Source organism: Streptomyces sp. NPDC029138, from assembly GCF_055564375.1.
On the sequence record NZ_JBVHWM010000034.1, the window covers coordinates 74,101 to 93,860 of the forward strand.

A 19,760-nucleotide genomic window follows, 5' to 3' on the forward strand; every position below is an offset into this window, starting at 1 on the left:
GGAGGGGCGCGCTCGCGTCTCGCCTGCACGCCGGGCCGGTTCGGCGGCGAGCGGTGGGGGATCGGGGCACGGATGGGATTGGCGGATTTGTTTCGGGGGGTGTGGGGGAACGTGCAGGTGGGGCGGTGGGGGGTGGCTCGTGGGTGGAACAGATCTGCCTATTGGGGGGCCGGTGCCGGCGCTACCTGCGGTGGCGGGGCTTGTCCTGGCGTGGGGGCAGGGTCAGGGTGATTTGGCGGACCAGTTGCTGGAAGCACGCCAGGGACGCGCACGCCGGGAGGGCCGCCCCGGCGATGCCGGTGACGGTCCGGTCGGCCTGGGCCACGCACAGCATCATCGCCACCGAGGAAAACAGCAGGACGATGAACCACGAGTGCAGGGCCCGGCGCTGATGCAAGGCGCTTCGCAGGATGGAAAGAGACGCCACCATCCAGGGGCCGTACACGAGGATAGGCCACCAGGCGATCATCTCGCTGCTCGTGCCTGACGTGATATTCCGCAGTGGTCCGTAGGCCGCCATTCCGCCGAAGACACTGACCATCGAGACGATGACGCAAACGAATGCGGCGATCACGAAGCTGCCGGTCTGCATCCACTTGACCCGGATTTTCCGGACCCGGCTCTTCCGGTGCCCGGCCCCCGCAGCAGGGCGTCGGATCGGCGGCAGCTGTGCGGTGATCCGGGCCAGGTTCTCCATCGGGTCGGCGTAGTCGACGTCGGGTGACGGCTCGCTGCGCGGTGGCGGCACCACGGGCGCCTGCTCGGCAGGAACAGCCTCCTGTAGGAGATAGGCGAGTTCCTCGGCCGGGTCCCAGCCCGAGTCCGGGGGCACCAGGAGAGTCCCCGGGTCGAAGCCGTCGACGGGGCCACCGAGCCAGCCGGTGCCTGTCGTGCTCGGGGCCGTGTCTGTATACCATTCACGCCGGGCAAAAGAGGGACCCGCATAGTCGTGGTTCATGGAAATCCACCCCCGTCACACGCGATCCGCGTGACAGTCTGAGTTTGCCTGTTCGCTCCACCGCTGATTAAGTTCCTCCTGGACCGCCTCCAGCAGTGTGAGGAACTCGCGGAGCAGCGACTCAGTGGCCTGGGGCTCGACCCGCACGCCGTCCCCGCGCAAGGTGCCACGCGCCTCGAACGCCGAGCGTGCAACACCAGGTGTGTAAATATACTTTCCCGCCGTCACAACACGGCCCGCAGACAGACTGTCTTTCCTCGCGTCACGGTGAGGCAAGCCATGGAACCTTGCTGTCGTCATATTCGGATAACGTCGCCTCCTCTCCTCCAGATGCGCGGCAAATGAGTGAACATGGCCTACGGGAAACGTTGGGAGAGCGTTTTTTCATTTGTGTCATTCGCTTTTCAGTCGCGAACTTGTGGGTCGAGTGGTTTGTATTCTGAAAACCCTTCCATTCCGGTGGGCCGTCCCGGGGGACGTCCACCCCGGCCGTCCGGGCGGGCCGGCGGGGCGGGGTCCCCTGCTCCTCGTCCCGGTCACGATTGGGTTTCGGCCACCCTCACCCCCTTGCCTCCAGCCCGTGTAATCGATTCCAATCCTCCCTACGGCAGGGATGTAATCGATTCCATGAGTCCACGAGGAGGTGGGGCCGGCGATGGCGAGCATCAAGGATGTGGCCGCTGCGGCGGGTGTGTCCGTGGCCACCGTGTCGCGAGTGCTGAACGGGCATCCGTCCGTCAGTGCCGACGCGCGGACGCGGGTGATGGGGGCCGTGGATGCCCTCGGGTACCGGCCCAACGCCGTCGCGCGGTCCCTTCGGACCGACCAGACCCATACCCTCGGGCTGGTCATCAGCGACGTGCTGAATCCCTACTTCACCGAGCTGGCCCGTTCCGTCGAGGAAGAGGCCCGGGCGCTCGGCTACAGCGTGATCATCGGGAACGCCGACGAGCGGCCCGAACTCCAGGACCATCACGTGCGGAATCTGCTCGACCGGCGGATCGACGGGCTGCTCGTCTCGCCCACCGACGGCGGCTCGCCCCTCATGCTCGACGCCGCTCGCGCCGGGACCCCGATGGTGTTCGTCGACCGGTGGATCCCCGGCGTGGATGTGCCGGTGGTCCGCGCGGACGGGCAGGCCGCCGTACGGGACCTCGTCGCCCACCTGTGCCGGCTCGGGCACCGGCGGCTCGCCATCATCGCCGGGCCCGCCGCCACCACCACCGGCAGTGAGCGGGTGGAGGCGTTCCGGGCCGCGCTGGCCGAGTACGGGCTATCGCTGCCGGACGCCTACATCGGGCAGGGCGACTTCCAGGCCGAGAGCGGGCGGCGGGTCACCGAAGGGTTTCTCGATCTGCCGGAGCCGCCCGAGGTCGTCTTCGCCGCCGACAACCTGATGGCGCTCGGCGCGCTGGACGCCGTACGCGCGCGTGGGCTGCGCGTGCCCGACGACATCGCGCTGGCCGCGTTCGACGACATCCCGTGGTTCGTGCACACCGATCCGCCGGTCACCGCGATCGCCCAGCCGACCGGTGAGCTGGGGCGGGCCGCCGTACGCGCCCTGGTCGACCGGATCGAGGGGCGTACCCCGCGCTCCGTCACCCTGCCCGCGCGACTCGTCGTACGCCGCTCCTGCGGAGAGACGCTCGTGCCCGCCCAGACCCCCACACCCCCCACGCAGTCCCCCTCCCCAGTGCAAAGGAGCACGTCGTGAGCAACCCGGACGAGTTGCTGCGCATCGAGGGCATACGCAAGACCTTCCCCGGCGTGGTCGCGCTCGACGGCGTCGACTTCGACCTGCGCCGGGGCGAGGTCCACGTACTGCTCGGTGAGAACGGCGCCGGCAAGAGCACCCTCATCAAGATGCTCTCCGGTGCCTACACCCCCGATGCCGGCCGGATTCTCGTAGGCGGTGAGGAGGTGCGCATCCATGGGGCGCAGGACTCCGAGCGTCTCGGGATCGCCACCATTTATCAGGAGTTCAACCTCGTTCCCGATCTGACCGTCGCCGAGAACATCTTCCTGGGGCGGCAGCCGCGCCGGTTCGGGATGATCGACCGGAAGCGGATGGAGGCCGAGGCCGCGGCGCTGCTGGAGCGGGTCGGGGTCGATGTCTCGCCCCGCGCGCGGGTGCGGGAACTCGGCATCGCGCGGCTCCAGATGGTCGAGATCGCCAAGGCGCTCAGCCTGGACGCGCGCGTGCTCATCATGGACGAGCCGACCGCCGTGCTCACCTCGGAGGAGGTGGAGAAGCTCTTCGCCATCGTGCGGTCGCTGCGCGAGGACGGCGTGGGGGTTGTCTTCATCACCCATCACCTGGAGGAGATCGCCGCCCTGGGGGACCGGGTCACCGTCATCCGGGACGGGCGCAGTGTCGGGCAGGTGCCCGCCTCCACGCCCGAGGACGAACTCGTACGGCTGATGGTGGGGCGCTCCATCGAGCAGCAGTATCCGCGTCAGCGGCCGGAGAAGGGCGCCGCCCTGCTCTCGGTCGAGGGGCTCGGCCGGGACGGCGTGTTCCATGACGTGAGCTTCGAGGTGCACGCCGGCGAGGTCGTCGGTATCGCGGGGCTCGTGGGGGCCGGCCGGACGGAGGTCGTCCGGGCGGTGTTCGGCGCCGATCCGTACGACCACGGGGTCGTGCGGGTCTCCGGGGCCGAACTCAGACGGCACGACGTGAACGCGGCGATGGCGGCCGGGATCGGGCTGGTACCGGAGGACCGCAAGGGTCAGGGGCTGGTGCTGGACGCCTCCGTCGCGGAGAACCTGGGGCTGGTGACCCTCCGGTCGGCCACCCGGGCCGGGCTGGTGGACCGCAAGGCGCAGTACGCCGCCGCCGAGCGGATCGCCGGGCAGCTGGGCGTGCGCATGGCGGGCCTCGGGCAGCACGTGCGGACCCTGTCCGGCGGCAACCAGCAGAAGGTCGTCATCGGCAAGTGGCTGCTGGCCGACACCAAGGTGCTGATCCTGGACGAGCCGACGCGCGGTATCGACGTCGGCGCCAAGGTCGAGATCTACCAGCTGATCAACGAGCTGACGGCCGCCGGGGCCGCCGTGCTGATGATCTCCAGCGATCTGCCGGAGGTGCTCGGCATGAGCGACCGGGTCCTGGTGATGGCCCAGGGCCGGATCGCCGGTGAACTCCCGGCCGGCGAGGCCACCCAGGACGCCGTCATGGCGCTCGCCGTCTCCACCCCGACCGCCGGCTCGGACTCCGCCACCGGCTCCACCCCCACCACCGACAAGGAGGCCACCCGTGGCCACTGACACGCTCAAGAGGCCGGCGGGCGCGAGTGGCGCCCCGGGCGGCCTGCGCCGGCTGCTCCTCGACAACGGCGCGCTGACCGCGCTGATCGTCCTGGTCATCGCCCTGTCGGCGCTGTCCGGCGACTTCCTGACGACGGACAACCTGCTCAACATCGGCGTCCAGGCCGCCGTGACGGCGATCCTCGCCTTCGGTGTGACCTTCGTGATCGTCTCCGCGGGCATCGACCTGTCGGTCGGCTCGGTGGCCGCGCTGTCGGCGACCGTGCTGGCCTGGAGCGCCACCTCCCATGGGGTGCCGGTCGTCCTCGCGGTGTTGATGGCGGTCGCCACCGGCATCGTCGCCGGTCTGGTGAACGGTTTCCTCATCGCCTACGGCAAGTTGCCGCCGTTCATCGCGACGCTGGCCATGCTGTCCGTGGGCCGCGGTCTCGCCCTGGTGATCTCGCAGGGCTCCCCGATCGCCTTCCCGGACTCGGTCTCCCACCTCGGGGACACCCTCGGCGGCTGGCTGCCGGTCCCGGTGCTGGTCATGGTGGTGATGGGGCTGATCGCCGCGTTCGTGCTGGGGCGGACCTACATCGGCCGGTCCATGTACGCGATCGGCGGCAACGAGGAGGCCGCGCGGCTGTCCGGTCTCCGGGTGAAGCGGCAGAAGCTCGCGATCTACGCCCTGTCCGGGCTGTTCGCCGCCGCGGCGGGCATCGTGCTGGCCTCCCGGCTGTCCTCGGCGCAGCCGCAGGCCGCCGACGGCTACGAGCTGGACGCCATCGCGGCGGTCGTCATCGGCGGCGCCTCGCTGGCGGGCGGCACCGGCAAGGCGTCCGGCACGCTGATCGGCGCGCTGATCCTGGCGGTGCTCCGCAACGGCCTGAACCTGCTGTCGGTCTCCGCCTTCTGGCAGCAGGTCGTGATCGGTGTCGTGATCGCGCTGGCGGTGCTGCTGGACACCCTGCGCCGCAAGGCCGGGGCGACCCCGGTGGCCGCCGGCACGGGCGGGCCGAAGGGCAAGCAGGCGGCGACGTACGCGCTCGCCGCCGTGGTCACCGTCGCCGTCGTCGGCGCGACCTCCTTCCTGCACAGCGGCTCCTCGTCGTCCACGGCCCCGAAGATGGGCCTGTCCCTGTCCACGCTCAACAACCCCTTCTTCGTGCAGATCCGGGCGGGCGCCCAGGCCGAGGCCAAGAAGCTGGGCGTGGACCTGACCGTCACCGACGCCCAGAACGACGCCTCCCAGCAGGCCAACCAGTTGCAGAACTTCACCAGCTCGGGCCTGGGCGCGATCATCGTGAACCCGGTGGACTCGGACGCGGCGAGCAACTCCGTGAAGGCCGCCGACAAGGCGAAGATCCCGGTCATCGCCGTCGACCGGGGTGTCAACCACGCGTCCGTGGACACGCTGGTGGCCTCGGACAACGTCGCCGGCGGTGAGCTGGCCGCGAAGACCATCGCCGAGAAGCTGGGCGGCAAGGGCAAGATCGTGATCCTCCAGGGCCAGGCGGGCACGTCGGCGGCCCGGGAGCGGGCGGCCGGGTTCGCCCAGGGCCTGAAGGCCTACCCGGGCATCCAGGTGCTGGCCCAGCAGCCCGCCGACTTCGACCGCACCAAGGGCCTCGACGTGATGTCGAACCTGCTCCAGGCCCACCCGGACGTGCAGGGCGTCATCGCCGCCAACGACGAGATGGCCCTGGGCGCGATCAAGGCGCTCGGCTCCAAGGCCGGCCGGTCCGTGCAGGTCGTCGGCTTCGACGGCACACCGGACGGACTGACCGCGGTCAAGAACGGCACGCTGTACGCGTCCGTCGCCCAGCAGCCCACGCAGCTGGGGAAGATCGCCGTGGACAACGCCCTCAAGGCGGTCAAGGGCGACAAGGTGGAGCCGACGGTGAAGGTGCCGGTGAAGGTGGTCACGAAGGACAACGTGACCGGCTTCAGCGGCTGACAACAGGCGACTCGGGCGGGCGGCCCCGGGAACACTTCCGGGGCCGGCCCGCCTGGCGTCATCTCTCAGGGGAGTCAACTGATGTACGACTACGACCTTCTGGTCGTGGGATCGGCCAACGCCGACCTGGTGATCGGCGTCGAGCGGCGGCCGGCCGCCGGCGAGACCGTGCTCGGCGGCGATCTGGCCGTGCACCCGGGCGGCAAGGGCGCCAACCAGGCGGTCGCCGCCGCCCGGCTCGGTGCCGCCACGGCCCTGCTGGCGCGGGTCGGTGACGACGGCCACGGCCGACTGCTGCTCGACTCCCTGCGCGCGGCCGGGGTCGACACGGTGGGCGTGCTGGTGGGCGGGGCCCCGACGGGCGTCGCGCTCATCACCGTCGACCCGTCCGGCGACAACAGCATCGTGGTGTCGCCGGGCGCCAACTCCCGTCTGCTGCCGGCGGACGTCCGGGCGGCGGCGAGCGTCCTGCACGCCTCCCGGGTCGTGTCGGCGCAGCTGGAGATCCCGCTGGAGACGGTCGTGGAGATCGTACGGAACCTGGCGCCGGGCAGTCGCTTCGTGCTGAACCCGTCGCCGCCGCGTGAGCTGCCCGCGGAGGTGCTGGCGGCGTGTGACCCGCTGATCCTCAACGAGCACGAGGCACGGGTCGTCCTCGGGGACGCCTGTGCGAGCGACGACCCCGAGGACTGGGCCCGGCTGCTGCTGGCCGAGGGTCCCCGCTCGGTGGTGGTGACGCTGGGCGCGGAGGGGGCGCTGGTCGCCGACGGCTCCGGGGTGACCCGGGTGCCGTCGGTGAAGGTGGACGCGGTGGACACCACGGGTGCCGGGGACGCGTTCACGGCAGCGCTGGCCTGGAAACTGGGGTCCGGTGCGGATCTGGCGGACGCGGCGGCCTACGCGGCCCGGGTCGGCGCGGCGGCCGTGACCCGGCGGGGCGCGCAGGAGTCGTACCCGACGGCGGAGGAGGTCGAGGAGCTGTGAAGAAGGCCGGGATTCTCAACCGCCATCTCTCCGGCGCCGTGGCCGAACTGGGCCACGGGCACGGGGTGCTGGTCTGCGACGCGGGCATGCCGATACCCGACGGCCCCCGGGTGGTGGACCTGGCCTTCCGGGCCGGTGTGCCGTCCTTCGCCGAGGTGCTGGACGGCCTGCTGACCGAGCTGGTGGTGGAGGGCGCCACGGCGGCCCAGGAGGTGCGGGCGGCCAATCCGGCGGCGGCCGAGCTGCTGGAGGCGCGCTTCCCTGAGCTGGCCCTCGTCCCGCACGAGCGGCTGAAGGAGCTGTCGGCCGGGGCCCGGCTGATCGTCCGCACCGGGGAGGCCCGGCCGTACGCGAACGTCCTGCTGCGGTGCGGGGTGTTCTTCTAGGGCCGAGGCGTCCGGCATGTTTCGAGGGGGCGTCCCGGCCCGTAGGCCCGGGACGCCCCCTCGGGTTCCCCTCCCCTGCCGGAACCCGATCCCCCCCGGGTCCCCCGTGGTTCCGACGACAGTTACGACACGGCAGGCGGCGGAATGGTTGCACCCGCTTCCGGGAATTTCTCCGCTCCGGCGCGCCGGCGGATCACGTGCTCCACGAACCGCTCGGCCGTCTCCGCCAGCACCTCGCGGCCGTCCCGGGCCCACAGCCGCTCGTTGAACAGCTCGACCTCGATGGGACCGGTGTATCCGGCGGCCTCCACGCGGTTCTTCCACTGCCGCATGTCGATCGCGCCGTCACCGAGCTGGCCGCGCCCGTTCAGGACGCCCTCGGGGAGGGGGGTGGTCCAGTCGGCGAGCTGGAAGGTGTGGATGCGGCCCGCCGCGCCCGCGCGGGCGATCTGCGCGGGCGCCTGGTCGTCCCACCAGACGTGGTACGTGTCCACGGTCACCCCGACCTGGTGCGCGGGGAAGCGTTCGGCGAGGTCCAGGGCCTGGGCGAGGGTGGAGACCACACAGCGGTCGGACGCGTACATGGGGTGCAGCGGCTCGATGGCGAGGCGTACGCCGCGTTGGGCCGCGTAGGGCGCGAGGACGGCCAGGGCGTCGGCGATGCGCTCACGGGCGCCGCGCAGATCCTTGCTGCCGGCGGGGAGTCCGCCGGAGACCAGGACCAGCGTGTCGGTGCCGAGGGTGGCGGCCTCGTCGATCGCCGCGTGGTTGTCGCCGAGTGCCTCGGCCCGCTCGACGGGGTCGGTCGCCGTGAGGAAGCCGCCCCGGCACAGCGTCGTCACCGTCAGACCCGCGTCCCCCACCAGCTTGGCGGCGGCCTCCACGCCGTACCGCCGCACCGGCTCCCGCCACAGGCCCACACCGGGGACGCCCAGCGCGACGCAGGCGTCGACCAGTTCCGGCAGGGACAGCTGCCTGACCGTCATCTGGTTGATGGAGAAGCGCGCGAGTTCCGCCGTGTTCACTGGTTCACCCCGTACAGCGACAGAAGGGTCTTCACGCGTTCCTCCGCGAGCTTCGGGTCCGGGAACAGGCCGAGGCCGTCGGCGAGTTCGTAGGCGCGGGCGAAGTGCGGGAGGGAGCGGGCCGACTGGAGACCGCCGACCATGGTGAAGTGGCTCTGGTGGCCGGCGAGCCAGGCGAGGAACACCACTCCTGTCTTGTAGAAGCGGGTGGGCGGCTGGAAGAGGTGGCGGGACAACTCCACCGTGGGATCGAGGAGTTCGCGGAAACCCTGGACGTCGCCCGTGTCCAGGACCCGTACCGCCTCGGCCGCGAGCGGGCCCAGCGGGTCGAAGACGCCGAGCAGGGCGTGGCTGAAGCCCTGCTCGTCGCCCGCGATCAGCTCGGGGTAGTGGAAGTCGTCGCCGGTGTAGCAGCGCACGCCCTGCGGCAGCCGCCGCCTGAGGTCGACCTCGCGCCGCGCGTCCAGCAGGGAGATCTTGACGCCGTCGACCTTGTCCGGGTGGGCGGCGATCACCTCCAGGAAGGTGTCGGTGGCCGCGTCCAGGTCGGACGAGCCCCAGTAGCCCTCAAGAGCCGGGTCGAACATCGGGCCCAGCCAGTGCAGGATCACCGGCTCGGCGGCCTGGCGCAGGAGGTGGCCGTAGACCTCCAGGTGGTCCTCGGGGCCCTTCGCCGTCGCGGCCAGCGCTCGGGACGCCATGAGGACGGCCTGGGCGCCCGCCTCCTCGACGACCGCGAGCTGCTCCTCGTACGCGGCCCGGATCTCCGCGAGGGTGCCCCCCGTGAGCTGGTCGGTGCCGACACCGCAGGCGATGCGGCCGCCGACCGACCGTGCCTCGGCGGCGCTGCGCCGGATCAGTTCGGCCGCACCCGCCCAGTCCAGGCCCATCCCGCGCTGGGCGGTGTCCATCGCCTCGGCGACACCGAGCCCGTGGGACCACAGGTGGCGGCGGAAGGCGAGGGTGGCGTCCCAGTCGACGGCGGCGGGCGCGCCGGGCGAGACGTCGGCGAACGGGTCGGCGACGACATGGGCCGCCGAGAAGACCGTACGGGAGGTGAAGGGGGTGCCGGGGGCGAGGGAGAGGGGTGCGGTGCGCGGCTCGTAGGTGCGCAGGGTGCCGTCCGCCGCGGGGAGTCGGACGGTCACAGGGAGATCTCCGGTACGTCGATGCGGCGGCCCTCGGCGGAGGACCTCAGGCCCAGTTCGGCGAGTTGCACGCCTCGGGCGCCGGCCAGCAGGTCCCAGTGGTAGGGGGCGTCGGCGTAGACGTGCTTGAGGAACAGCTCCCACTGGGCCTTGAAGCCGTTGTCGAACTCGGCGTTGTCGGGCACCTCCTGCCACTGGTCGCGGAAGACCTCGGTGGCGGGGATGTCCGGGTTCCACACGGGCTTGGGGGTGGCGCTGCGGTGCTGGACGCGGCATCCGCGCAGGCCGGCGACGGCCGAGCCCTCGGTGCCGTCGACCTGGAACTCGACCAGTTCGTCGCGGTGCACGCGGACCGCCCAGGAGGAGTTGATCTGGGCGACGGCGCCGCCCTCCAGTTCGAAGATGCCGTAGGCGGCGTCGTCGGCGGTGGCGTCGTAGGGCTTGCCGTTCTCGTCCCAGCGCTGCGGGATGTGGGTGGCCGCGAGGGCCTGGACGGAGGTGACCCGGCCGAACAGCTCGTGCAGGACGTATTCCCAGTGCGGGAACATGTCGACGACGATGCCACCGCCGTCCTCGGCGCGGTAGTTCCAGGAGGGGCGCTGGGCGGGCTGCCAGTCGCCCTCGAAGACCCAGTAGCCGAACTCGCCGCGCACGGACAGGACGCGGCCGAAGAAGCCGCCGTCGATGAGGCGCTTCAGCTTCAGCAGGCCCGGCAGGAAGATCTTGTCCTGGACGACGCCGTGCTTGACGCCCTTCTCGTGGGCGAGGCGGGCGAGGGCGAGTGCCCCGTCGAGGCCGGTGGCGGTGGGCTTCTCGGTGTAGACGTGCTTGCCGGCCGCGATCGCCTTCGTGAGGGCCTCCTCGCGCGCTGAGGTGACCTGGGAGTCGAAGTAGATGTCGACGGACGGATCGGCGAGGACGGCGTCCACGTCGGTGGAGACCTGGTCCAGGCCGTGCCGCTCGGCGATCTCCCGCAGGGCGTGCTCGCGGCGGCCGAGCAGGATCGGTTCGGGCCAGAGCACGGTGCCGTCGCCGAGGTCGAGGCCGCCCTGGTCGCGCAGGGCGAGGATCGACCGGACGAGGTGCTGGCGGTAGCCCATGCGCCCGGTCACGCCGTTCATGGCGATACGCACCGTCTTGCGTGTCACGTGAGTCCCCTTCGTGGGCCGGTGGAGCAGGCAATTCAGCCATCGGATAGCAAGCGCTTTCTACATGAGGAGAAGCTAGCCTCTGGAAGTGGTCTGTACAAGACCGTGTCCGCTTCGAGTTGTTCGAGGGGGCGAACAACCGGGGGCCGTGGCCTTAAGGTCTGCTCGGAACCAGGACGCACGCCTGGCTGTCTACGAGGGCGTACCAGACGACGCGTGACCGGAGGACGACGAGATGACGGTGACCCTGGCGGACGTGGCGGCCCGCGCCCAGGTCTCCCCCGCGACGGTGTCGCGCGTGCTGAACGGCAACTACCCGGTCGCCGCGTCCACCCGCGAGCGGGTGCTGCGGGCGGTGGACGAGCTGGACTACGTCCTCAACGGACCCGCCAGCGCGCTCGCCGCGGCCACCTCCGACCTGGTCGGCATCCTCGTCAACGACATCGCCGACCCGTTCTTCGGGATCATGGCGAGCGCGATCCAGGCGGAGATCGGCGGGCCGGGCGGACGCGCGGGCGGGGAACGCCTGGCGGTCGTCTGCAACACCGGCGGCTCCCCCGAGCGCGAGCTGACCTATCTGACCCTGCTCCAGCGGCAGCGGGCCGCGGCCGTCGTGCTGACCGGCGGGGCCGTGGAGGACGCGCCGCACGCGGCGGCGGTCGCGGCCAAGCTGCGCAAGCTGGCGGAGGCCGGGACCCGGGTGGTGCTGTGCGGGCGCCCGCCGGCGCCGGACACCCAGGCCGTCGCGCTGACCTTCGACAACCGGGGTGGCGCCCGCGCGCTGACCGACCACCTCCTCGGCCTCGGCCACCGCCGGCTCGGCTACATCGCCGGCCCCGAGGAACGTACGACCACCCGGCACCGCCTGGAGGGCCACCGCGCGGCGCTCGCGGCGGCGGGCATCGAGGAGGACCCGCGCTGGACGGTCCACGGCCGCTATGACCGCCGGTCCGGTTACGAGGCGACGCTGGAGCTGCTGCGCCGCGATCCCTCGTTGACGGCGATCGTGGCCGCGAACGACTCCGTCGCCCTCGGCGCCTGCGCCGCGCTGCGGGAGTCGGGGCTGCGGATTCCCGAGGACGTCTCGGTGGCCGGCTTCGACGACCTGCCGTTCAGCGTCGACACGGTGCCGGCCCTGACGACGGTGCGGTTGCCGTTGTCGGAGGCGGGGGCGCGGGCCGGGCGCGTCGCGATGGGGCGGGAGGAACCGCCGCCCGGGGGGATCGCTTCGGTGCGGGGGGAGTTGATGGTACGGGGGTCCTCCGGAGTGCCGCGGGAGTAGGGCGGCGCCGCGTATCGACACAGCCCCGCGCCCCCAGGTTGGCTGGGCTGCCGTTTTCTGGACAGTACCGATGAGTTTTCGGGGTGCGGGCGGTCTTCAGTGCCGTAGACCGCCATCGCACCACCCCTGACAAGGAGCAGACCCATGCGTGTCGTCGTCAGTGCGTTCATCAGTCTTGACGGAGTTGTGCAGGCCCCGGGTGGGCCCGAGGAGGACACCGACGGGGGGTTCGCGCACGGTGGGTGGTCGCATCCGTTCTTCGATCCGGAGGTGGTGGGCGGGGCCTTCGCCGCGGGGCTGGAGAAGGCCGAGGCGCTGCTGTACGGGCGGCGGACGTATCTGACGATGGCCGCCGCGTGGCCGGAGCGGGCGGGGGATCCGTTCGCCGACCGGCTGAACTCCATGAAGAAGTACGTCGTTTCCGACACGCTCGACGAGGACGACCTGAGCTGGGAGAACACCGTGCGGATTCCGGGGGCGCAGGCCCTCGACAAGGTGCGGGAGCTGCGGGCCGCCGAGGGCGGGGATCTGGCGATGATGGGCAGTCCCACGCTGGTGCGGGCGCTGATCGCGGCGGGGCTGGTGGACGAGTTGCAGCTCATCGTCATGCCCGTGCTGCTCGGCGGCGGCAAGTCGATCTTCCCGGCCGACGGGGGGCTGCGCAGCTGGGAGCTGGTGTCGTCGGTCACCGCGAAGACCGGGGCGCAGGTGAACGTGTACCGGCCGGCCGAACGGTCGTAGGCGTGGACGGTGGGGCGCGGGCGGCCTAGGCTCGGAGGAGCAGGATCTCTGACTGAGTCAAGCATCCGGGGGCGATCATGACCGTCCAGGACGTCCGCGCTTTCAACCGGTTCTACACGGGTGTGATCGGTGCCCTCGACTACGAGCGCCATCTGTACGCGCCGTACACCCTGACCGAGGCCCGCGTGCTGTACGAACTCGCGCAGGCGCCGCACCTGGACGCGGCCGATCTGCGCGGTGGGCTCGGGCTCGACGCCGGGTATCTGAGCCGGATTCTGAACCGGTTCGAGGAGGGCGGGCTGATCGGGCGGGAGCCGTCGCGGGACGATCCGCGGCGGCGCCGCATCACGCTGACCGCGCGCGGGCGCGAGACCGCCGCGCTGCTGGACGAGCGGGCCCGGGAGTCGGTTGGGGCGCTGCTCGACGGCGTCGCTCCGGCGGACCGGGCCCGGCTCGCCGAGGCCATGCGGACCATTCAGGACATCCTGGGTGGGGAGAAGCAGGCCGCGGACGTGGTGTTGCGGGAGCCGCAGGCCGGTGAGCTGGGGTGGATCGTGCAGCGCAACGGCGCGCTGTACGCGGCGGAGTTCGGGTGGAACGCCGAGTACGAGGGGCTCGTCGCCCGGATCGTCGCCGACTACGCGGAGGATCACGATCCGCATCTGGAGCGGGTGTGGATCGCCGAACTGGCCGGGCGGCCCGTGGGCTGCGTGATGTGCGTGCGGGACGACGCGCCCGGCACCGCGCGGCTGCGGCTGCTGCTCGTGGAGCCCGAGGCACGCGGGTACGGCATCGGCGACCGGCTGGTGCGGGCGGTGATCGACTTCGCCCGTGGGGCCGGCTACCGGGACCTGGTGCTGTGGACCAACGACGTGCTCGGCAGCGCCCGCCGCCTCTACCAGCGGCACGGCTTCACCCTGGTCGCCGAGCGGCCCCACCGCTCCTTCGGCAGAGACCTGCTCGGCCAGGACTGGCGACTCGCACTGCGCGGCCCGGGCGAGTGACGCACAGACTCCCGAACTACGCCGAACAGCCCCACCGCTTCCCCCAGCCACGCCCCAGTCGGCCAGGACCGGCGCTCACCCCGCCCCAACCAGGCGAACGACGCACCGGGTCGCTGACAACGCCGAACAGCCCCACCGCCTCCGCCAGCCACGCCCCAGTCGGCCAGGACCAGCGCTCACCCCGCCCCAACCAGGCGAACGACGCACCGGGTCCCTGACAACGCCGAACAGCCCCACCGCCTCCGCCAGCCACGCCCCAGTCGGCCAGAACCGGCGCCCCCCGAACCAGGCGAACGACGCACCGGGTCTGTGAACAACCCCGAGCAGCCCCACCACTTCCGCCGGCCACGCCCCAGTCGGCCAATAACGGCCGCTCACCCCGCCCGAACCCGGCGAACAACGCACCGGGTCCCCGCACTACGCCGAACACCCCCACCGCTCCCGCCAGCCACGCCCCAGTCGGCCAAGACCGGCGCTCACCCCGCCCCAACCAGGCGAACGACACACCGGGCCCCTGAACAACCCCGAACAGCCCCACCACTTCCCCCAGCCACGCCCCAGTCGGCCAGGACCGGCGCTCACCCCGCCCCAACCAGGCGAACGACACACCGGGTCCCTGACAACGCCGAACAGCCCCACCGCCTCCGCCGGCCACGCCCCAGTCGGCCAGGACCGGCCGCTCCCGCTTCCCGCGTCAGGTGAGTGGTGCACGGGATTTCGGGTAGCAGTCGGCCGAGAGCGGCGGCTCGCGCTGTGGGACCAAGCGAGTGGCGGGCAGGGCTAGTAGGGTCCCTGCCCATGAAGCTGGCGTTCTCCACTCTCGGTGTCCCCGGCCTGCCCGTCCCGGAGGTCCTCGCGCTCGCGACCACGCACGGCTACCACGGTGTCGAGCTGCGCGCCCATCCCGAGGAGCCGGTGCACCCGGGCCTGACACCCGCCGAACGCGCCGAGACGGCGGCCCTGTTCCGGAACGCCGGGGTCGAGGCGCTGGGCCTCGCCGGGTACGCGCGCGTCGCCGCCCCGGGCGAGGACGCGCCCGTGCTGGCGGAGATCCGGGACCTCCTCCGGCTGGCCCACGACCTGGGCGCGCCCTTCGTCCGGGTCTTCCCCGGCGCCGACCCGGACCGGCCCCGCGAGGAGTCGGACGCGGTGGCAGCGCGGCGGCTCGGCACCGCCGCCGAGGACGCCGCCGCGCTGGGCGTGCGCATCCTGCTGGAGACCCACGACTCGCACCGCACCGGCGCCGACGCGATCCGGATCCTCGGCCCGGTCGGGCACCGGCACGTGGGCGCGTTGTGGGACGTGATGCACACCTGGCTGGGCGGCGAGCAGCCGTCGGACACCTACGCGGCCCTCGCCCCGCACCTGGGCTACGTCCAGGTCAAGGACATCGTCTCCGCCGAGGACACCGCCCCGCTGCCGCTCGGCACCGGGGTGCTGCCGCTCACCGAGTGCGTGGACGTGCTGTCCCGCCACCACTGGGACGGCTGGCTGTGCTGGGAGTACGAGAAGCGCTGGTACGAGGGGGCCGCGCCGCTTCCCGGTCTGCTCGGTGCCGGCCGCGAGCATCTGCTGAGGATGCTGGGCGAAGCGGCCTAGTCCACCCCGCAGCCGGTCCACCCCCGGCGAGCCACTGCCCGCCGGCTAATTCGCTGGCCGGGTCGTCGGCGCCCGGTTAGCCTCCCCCGGTGATCCAGCCACCAGGGCCGTGCGCCCGCTCCCGCTCATGAGCCTCACCCGCTCGCTCGTCGACGTACGGCCCCTGCGCACCTCACCCGTCTTCCGGCGGCTGCTGATCGGCCGGACCGTGTCCGTGCTCGGCGGGTCCATGACCATGGTGACGGTCATGTACCAGGTCTGGGACCAGACCCGCAGCACCGCGTGGACCGGCGCCGTCGGGCTGGCGCAGGCGCTGCCGCTGGTGGTGTTCGGGCTGTTCGCCGGGGCGTGGGTGGACCGGGCCGACCGGCGCCGGATCTTCCTCGCGGCGACCGTCGGCCAGGCGGCCTGCTCGCTGCTGCTGGCCGTGCAGGGCTTCACCGGGCATGTGCCGCCGGCGGTCGTGCTGCTGCTCGTCGCCGTGCAGTCGGGCTTCGGCGCGCTCGGCGCCCCGGCCGCCGGGGTGTTCGTCCCACGGCTGCTGTCCAAGGAGCAGGTGGCCGCCGGGCTGGCGCTCCAGCAGGTCACCGGTCAGTCGATGATGCTGCTCGGCCCCGCCCTGGCCGGGCTGCTGCTGGGCTGGTTCGGCATCGGCGTCTGCTATCTGCTGGACGCCCTCAGCTTCGGCCTCGCCTTCTACGGCGCCCGTGGGTTGCCGGCGTTGCCGCCGCAGGGCGAGCCGTCGCGGGCCGGGCTGCACGGGGTGCTGGACGGGCTGCGGTTCCTGGCCGGGCATCGGGTGGTGCGGGGCGCGCTGGTCACCGACCTCGCCGCCACCGTGCTCTCGTTCCCGGTGAGCCTGTTCCCGCTGGTGAACGCCGAGCGGTTCGGGGACGATCCACGCACCCTCGGACTGTTCCTGTCGGCGCTGGCGGTGGGCGGGGTGGCCGCGACCGCGCTGTCCGGCCCGCTGACCCGGCTCGCCCGGCCGGGCCCGGTGATGCTGTGCGCGTCGGCCACCTGGGGCGCGGCCCTGGTGCTGTTCGGCCTGTCCACCAGCCCCTGGCTCGGCCTGGCCCTGCTCGCGCTGGCCGGCGCGGCGGACGCCACGGCGGTGGTCTCCCGCTCCACGATCGTGCAGACCCGTACCCCGGACGCGTTGCTCGGCCGGGTCACGGCGGCCGAGCAGATCGTCGGCCAGGCGGGTCCCAGCCTCGGCAACGCGCGCGGTGGTCTGCTCGCCGGCTGGACCTCGGGCACGACCGCCCTGATCAGCGGCGGCCTGCTGTGTGTGCTGGCGGTGGCGGCCGTCGCGACGACCACGCCCGAACTGCGGGACGGGGCTAGCGCGGTGCCGGACGCACCGTGAGGGGTGCGGTGCCGCTGACGCACCAGTCCAGGACCGCCGGCCAGGAGCCGTACCCGGAGTCCGGGTTGAGGTGGGCGGCGCCGGGCAGGACGTCGGCGGGGATGCCGAGCGGCTCGGCGAAGACCGTGCCCGCGCCCTCGGGGCAGTACGGGTCGTCGTCGCCCGCGACCAGCCGCGTCGGCCCGGGCAGCGCGAAGTCGAGTGCGGGCGGGACGAACGCGGCCACCTCCGGGTGCCGGGCGAGGACGGAACCGGACGGCGGGGAGACGAGCAGCACCCGGTCCGCGTACCGCTGCTGCTCCATGCGCCGGGCGGCGGCGTGCAGCCACAGCACGGCGGACAGGCTGTGGGCCACCACGACCCGCTCGCCGGGGCCGTCCAACTCCTCCAGGTGGCGGGCGAGTTCGCCGAGCCAGACGTCCAGGTCGGGGTCGTCGGCGTCGGGCAGCTGCGGGTAGCCGACCCGGTGGCCGAGGGCGGTGAGCCGGCCGGCGAGCCAGTGCTGCCAGTGCTCCGGCGGGCGGTGGTTCTGCCAGCCGTGCAGGATCAGGTACGCGCGTGTGGTCATGCCGGTGATCCTCTACGGCCCGCGTCCCCTGGTCCAGTGAACGGCCGGTGCCTCAGCCGGCGGCGGGCAGGGCCGCGAAGGCCTCGTGGAAGCCGGGGAACGTCTCGCGTACGCAGCCGGGGTCGTCGTACGTGAGGCCGGGCGTGCGCAGCGCGGTCACGGCGATGGACATCACGACGCGATGGTGACGGGTCGTCCGGCCCGTGGTCACGGACGTCCAGGGGCTGGACGCGCCCCCGCGAATGCGCGGTCGGCGGCCCCTCCCTGGTTACTGTGCATTCCCTTGACGGAAAGAAACTTCCCGGATATTGGTGACTCCTCGGAAGTTTCCTTCAGCGGTTCTCCTCTGGAAGGAGCGCACGTGCACCACACCAGCACGGGAAGCGGCACCGGCACGGGAAGCGACAGCGGCACGGCAGGCACGGAGAGCTCCGCGAGCGCGGGCAGACGCACCGCACGGCCGTCCAGACGCGCCGTCCTCGCCGCGAGCGCGGGCCTCACCGCCGCGCTGACCGTACCGACGACCGCCCACGCCGCCATCCCCGACGACCGCCGGCTGCGCGCCCTCATCTCCCGCATGACGCTGGAAGAGAAGGTCGGCCAGCTCTTCGTGATGCGGGTCTACGGCCACTCCGCCACCGCACCCGACCAGGCGGACATCGACGCCAACCTCAAGGAGATCGGCGTCCGCACCGCCGCCGATCTGATCGCCGAGTACCGGGTCGGCGGCATCATCTACTTCGCCTGGGCGCACAACACCCGCGACCCGCACCAGATCGCCGACCTGTCCAACGGCATCCAGCGTGCCTCGCTGGACCAGCCGCGCGGCCTGCCGGTGCTCATCGCCACCGACCAGGAGCACGGCGCGGTGTGCCGGATCGGCAAGCCCGCCACCCTCTTCCCCGGCGCGATGGCGATCGGCGCGGGCGGCTCCCGCTCCGACGCCCGCACCCTCGGCCGCGTCTCCGGCACCGAGCTGCGCGCGATGGGCGTCAACCAGGACTACTCCCCCGACGCCGACGTGAACGTCAACCCGGCCAACCCGGTCATCGGCGTCCGCTCCTTCGGCGCCGACCCGGAGGCCGTCGCCGAACTGGTCGCCGCCGAGGTGAAGGGGTATCAGGGCGCGGGTGTCGCCGCGACCGCCAAGCACTTCCCGGGCCACGGGGACACCGCCGTCGACAGCCACTACGGCTTCCCGGTCATCACCCACAGCCGCGAACTGTGGGAGGAGCTGGACGCCGTGCCCTTCCGGGCCGCGATCCGGGCGGGCATCGACTCGATCATGACGGCGCACATCCAGTTCCCGGCCCTGGACGACTCCGGCGACCCTGCGACCCTCTCCCGCCCGATCCTCACCGGCATCCTGCGCGAGGAACTCGGCTACGACGGTGTCGTGATCACCGACTCGCTCGGCATGCAGGGCGTGCGCACCAAGTACGGCGACGACCGGGTGCCGGTGCTCGCGCTGAAGGCGGGCGTGGACCAGCTGCTCAACCCGCCGTCGCTGGACGTGGCCTGGAACGCGGTGCTGAAGGCCGTACGGGAGGGCGAGCTGACCGAGGCCCGCCTGGACGAATCGATCCTGCGCATCCTTCGCCTGAAGGCCCGGCGCGGGCTCTTCGACCGGCCCTGGGCCGACCGGGCGGCCGTCGACCGCACGGTCGGCACCAAGGCCCATCTGGCCACGGCCGACCGCATCGCCGAACGCACCACCACCCTGCTGGTCAACGAGGACGCCACGCTGCCCCTCGACCGCCGCACGCGGCGCAGGCTCCTGGTCGTCGGCGCCGACCCGGCGTCCCCGTCCGGCACCACCGGCCCGCCCACCGGTGTCCTGGCCGCCGCCCTCACCGAACTGGGCTTCACCGCCACGGCCCTGTCCACCGGCACCACGCCCTCCGCCACGGCCATCGACCAGGCGGTCACGGCCGCGCGGGACGCGGACGCGGTGATCGTGGCCACGTACAACGTGACGGCGTCCAGCACCCAGCGCACCCTGGTGGACCGCCTGCTGGCCACGGGCAGGCCGGTGGTCGCCCTGGCCGTCCGCAACCCGTACGACATCGCGCAGCTCCCCTCCGTCCGGGCCTGCCTGGCCACGTACTGCTGGACGGACGTCGAACTGCGCGCCGCCGCACGGGTGATCGCGGGCCGGGTGAGACCGCGCGGGAAGCTGCCGGTACCGGTGCAGCGGGCGGACGACCCGGCGCGGGTGCTGTACCCGATCGGCCACGGGCTGACCTACTAGGCCGTGTTTTAGAAGTCGGTGACCTGCCTGGTTGGCCGTTCGGGGAAGTCGCGGGCGGCCATCCAGTTGGTGAGGTCGCGGGCGACGTCGT

The 19,760-nt window shown here is 72.3% G+C and carries 16 protein-coding genes and 1 pseudogene; 11 read left to right on the forward strand and 6 right to left on the reverse strand.

Features of this window, described 5'->3' with window-relative positions; translation table 11 throughout:
• Nucleotides 1-181: 181 nt before the first annotated feature.
• The gene (locus ACZ4WH_RS24915; RefSeq protein WP_468184113.1) at nucleotides 182-958 is read right to left on the reverse strand and encodes a DUF2637 domain-containing protein; all 777 of its coding nucleotides are present in this window, start codon (nucleotides 956-958) and stop codon (nucleotides 182-184) included.
• Between the two features lie 655 nt (nucleotides 959-1,613).
• Here ACZ4WH_RS24915 and ACZ4WH_RS24920 point away from each other — a divergent pair.
• From ACZ4WH_RS24920 to rbsD, 5 genes are all read left to right on the forward strand, one after another.
• Nucleotides 1,614-2,672, forward strand: a complete 1,059-nt coding sequence (locus ACZ4WH_RS24920) for a LacI family DNA-binding transcriptional regulator (protein WP_468184116.1) — start codon at nucleotides 1,614-1,616, stop codon at nucleotides 2,670-2,672.
• The gene (locus tag ACZ4WH_RS24925; RefSeq protein WP_468184119.1) at nucleotides 2,669-4,225 is read left to right on the forward strand and encodes a sugar ABC transporter ATP-binding protein; all 1,557 of its coding nucleotides are present in this window, start codon (nucleotides 2,669-2,671) and stop codon (nucleotides 4,223-4,225) included. Before ACZ4WH_RS24920 ends, ACZ4WH_RS24925 begins: the two co-directional genes overlap by 4 nt.
• Nucleotides 4,215-6,164: an ABC transporter permease/substrate-binding protein gene (locus tag ACZ4WH_RS24930; protein ID WP_468184122.1), complete on the forward strand. Its 1,950-nt coding sequence runs from the start codon at nucleotides 4,215-4,217 to the stop codon at nucleotides 6,162-6,164. The genes ACZ4WH_RS24925 and ACZ4WH_RS24930 overlap by 11 nt, the downstream gene beginning before the upstream one ends.
• An 81-nt stretch (nucleotides 6,165-6,245) precedes the next feature.
• Entirely contained in the window at nucleotides 6,246-7,148 is a 903-nt protein-coding gene (locus ACZ4WH_RS24935) for a ribokinase (protein WP_468184124.1), read from the forward strand.
• Complete coding sequence (gene rbsD / locus ACZ4WH_RS24940; RefSeq protein ID WP_468184127.1) at nucleotides 7,145-7,534, forward strand: D-ribose pyranase; 390 nt, start codon at nucleotides 7,145-7,147, stop codon at nucleotides 7,532-7,534. The genes ACZ4WH_RS24935 and rbsD overlap by 4 nt, the downstream gene beginning before the upstream one ends.
• A gap of 122 nt (nucleotides 7,535-7,656) precedes the next feature.
• Here the strand turns inward: rbsD and ACZ4WH_RS24945 are convergent, their stop codons facing one another.
• The 3 genes from ACZ4WH_RS24945 to ACZ4WH_RS24955 are packed head-to-tail and all read right to left on the reverse strand — an operon-like array spanning nucleotide 7,657 to nucleotide 10,855.
• Nucleotides 7,657-8,520, reverse strand: a complete 864-nt coding sequence (locus tag ACZ4WH_RS24945) for a sugar phosphate isomerase/epimerase family protein (RefSeq protein WP_468184165.1) — start codon at nucleotides 8,518-8,520, stop codon at nucleotides 7,657-7,659.
• Between the two features lie 35 nt (nucleotides 8,521-8,555).
• Nucleotides 8,556-9,707 carry a dihydrodipicolinate synthase family protein gene (locus ACZ4WH_RS24950; RefSeq protein ID WP_468184130.1) on the reverse strand — a complete coding sequence of 384 codons (1,152 nt, stop codon included), beginning with the start codon at nucleotides 9,705-9,707 and terminating at the stop codon, nucleotides 8,556-8,558.
• Nucleotides 9,704-10,855, reverse strand: coding sequence for a Gfo/Idh/MocA family protein (locus tag ACZ4WH_RS24955; RefSeq protein ID WP_468184132.1), 1,152 nt, complete (start codon nucleotides 10,853-10,855; stop codon nucleotides 9,704-9,706). The genes ACZ4WH_RS24950 and ACZ4WH_RS24955 overlap by 4 nt, the downstream gene beginning before the upstream one ends.
• A 235-nt stretch (nucleotides 10,856-11,090) precedes the next feature.
• Between ACZ4WH_RS24955 and ACZ4WH_RS24960 the strand changes: the two genes are divergently transcribed.
• From ACZ4WH_RS24960 to ACZ4WH_RS24980, 5 genes are all read left to right on the forward strand, one after another.
• Nucleotides 11,091-12,137 carry a LacI family DNA-binding transcriptional regulator gene (locus ACZ4WH_RS24960; protein ID WP_468184135.1) on the forward strand — a complete coding sequence of 349 codons (1,047 nt, stop codon included), beginning with the start codon at nucleotides 11,091-11,093 and terminating at the stop codon, nucleotides 12,135-12,137.
• A 144-nt stretch (nucleotides 12,138-12,281) separates the two neighbouring features.
• Nucleotides 12,282-12,878 (forward strand): dihydrofolate reductase family protein, encoded by a 597-nt coding sequence (locus ACZ4WH_RS24965; RefSeq protein ID WP_468184138.1) that lies wholly within the window; start codon nucleotides 12,282-12,284, stop codon nucleotides 12,876-12,878.
• Between the two features lie 77 nt (nucleotides 12,879-12,955).
• Complete coding sequence (locus ACZ4WH_RS24970) at nucleotides 12,956-13,882, forward strand: bifunctional helix-turn-helix transcriptional regulator/GNAT family N-acetyltransferase (protein ID WP_468184140.1); 927 nt, start codon at nucleotides 12,956-12,958, stop codon at nucleotides 13,880-13,882.
• A 798-nt stretch (nucleotides 13,883-14,680) separates the two neighbouring features.
• Nucleotides 14,681-15,481 (forward strand): sugar phosphate isomerase/epimerase family protein, encoded by an 801-nt coding sequence (locus ACZ4WH_RS24975; protein ID WP_468184143.1) that lies wholly within the window; start codon nucleotides 14,681-14,683, stop codon nucleotides 15,479-15,481.
• Between the two features lie 127 nt (nucleotides 15,482-15,608).
• Nucleotides 15,609-16,850, forward strand: coding sequence for an MFS transporter (locus tag ACZ4WH_RS24980; protein ID WP_468184145.1), 1,242 nt, complete (start codon nucleotides 15,609-15,611; stop codon nucleotides 16,848-16,850).
• On the opposite strand, the gene ACZ4WH_RS24985 is transcribed toward ACZ4WH_RS24980, so the two are convergent.
• Both ACZ4WH_RS24985 and ACZ4WH_RS24990 read right to left on the reverse strand, forming a co-directional pair.
• Entirely contained in the window at nucleotides 16,825-17,418 is a 594-nt protein-coding gene (locus tag ACZ4WH_RS24985; protein WP_468184147.1) for an RBBP9/YdeN family alpha/beta hydrolase, read from the reverse strand. The genes ACZ4WH_RS24980 and ACZ4WH_RS24985 overlap by 26 nt on opposite strands.
• A 52-nt stretch (nucleotides 17,419-17,470) precedes the next feature.
• Nucleotides 17,471-17,608 (reverse strand): annotated as a pseudogene (locus ACZ4WH_RS24990) (3-phosphoshikimate 1-carboxyvinyltransferase); the annotation flags it as partial.
• 171 nt (nucleotides 17,609-17,779) lie between these two features.
• Between ACZ4WH_RS24990 and ACZ4WH_RS24995 the strand changes: the two are divergent.
• Entirely contained in the window at nucleotides 17,780-19,669 is a 1,890-nt protein-coding gene (locus ACZ4WH_RS24995; RefSeq protein WP_468184150.1) for a glycoside hydrolase family 3 protein, read from the forward strand.
• Nucleotides 19,670-19,760 lie beyond the last annotated feature (91 nt).

Excerpts from the sequence above, each read along its gene's own strand:
- ACZ4WH_RS24915 (WP_468184113.1), bottom strand. The coding sequence starts at position 958 with ATGAACCACGACTATGCGGGTCCCTCTTTTGCCCGGCGTGAATGGTAT.
- ACZ4WH_RS24920 (WP_468184116.1), top strand. The coding sequence starts at position 1,614 with ATGGCGAGCATCAAGGATGTGGCCGCTGCGGCGGGTGTGTCCGTGGCC.
- ACZ4WH_RS24935 (WP_468184124.1), top strand. The coding sequence starts at position 6,246 with ATGTACGACTACGACCTTCTGGTCGTGGGATCGGCCAACGCCGACCTG.
- ACZ4WH_RS24945 (WP_468184165.1), bottom strand. The coding sequence starts at position 8,520 with ATGACGGTCAGGCAGCTGTCCCTGCCGGAACTGGTCGACGCCTGCGTC.
- ACZ4WH_RS24960 (WP_468184135.1), top strand. The coding sequence starts at position 11,091 with ATGACGGTGACCCTGGCGGACGTGGCGGCCCGCGCCCAGGTCTCCCCC.
- ACZ4WH_RS24965 (WP_468184138.1), top strand. The coding sequence starts at position 12,282 with ATGCGTGTCGTCGTCAGTGCGTTCATCAGTCTTGACGGAGTTGTGCAG.
- ACZ4WH_RS24970 (WP_468184140.1), top strand. The coding sequence starts at position 12,956 with ATGACCGTCCAGGACGTCCGCGCTTTCAACCGGTTCTACACGGGTGTG.
- ACZ4WH_RS24975 (WP_468184143.1), top strand. The coding sequence starts at position 14,681 with ATGAAGCTGGCGTTCTCCACTCTCGGTGTCCCCGGCCTGCCCGTCCCG.
- ACZ4WH_RS24980 (WP_468184145.1), top strand. The coding sequence starts at position 15,609 with ATGAGCCTCACCCGCTCGCTCGTCGACGTACGGCCCCTGCGCACCTCA.
- ACZ4WH_RS24985 (WP_468184147.1), bottom strand. The coding sequence starts at position 17,418 with ATGACCACACGCGCGTACCTGATCCTGCACGGCTGGCAGAACCACCGC.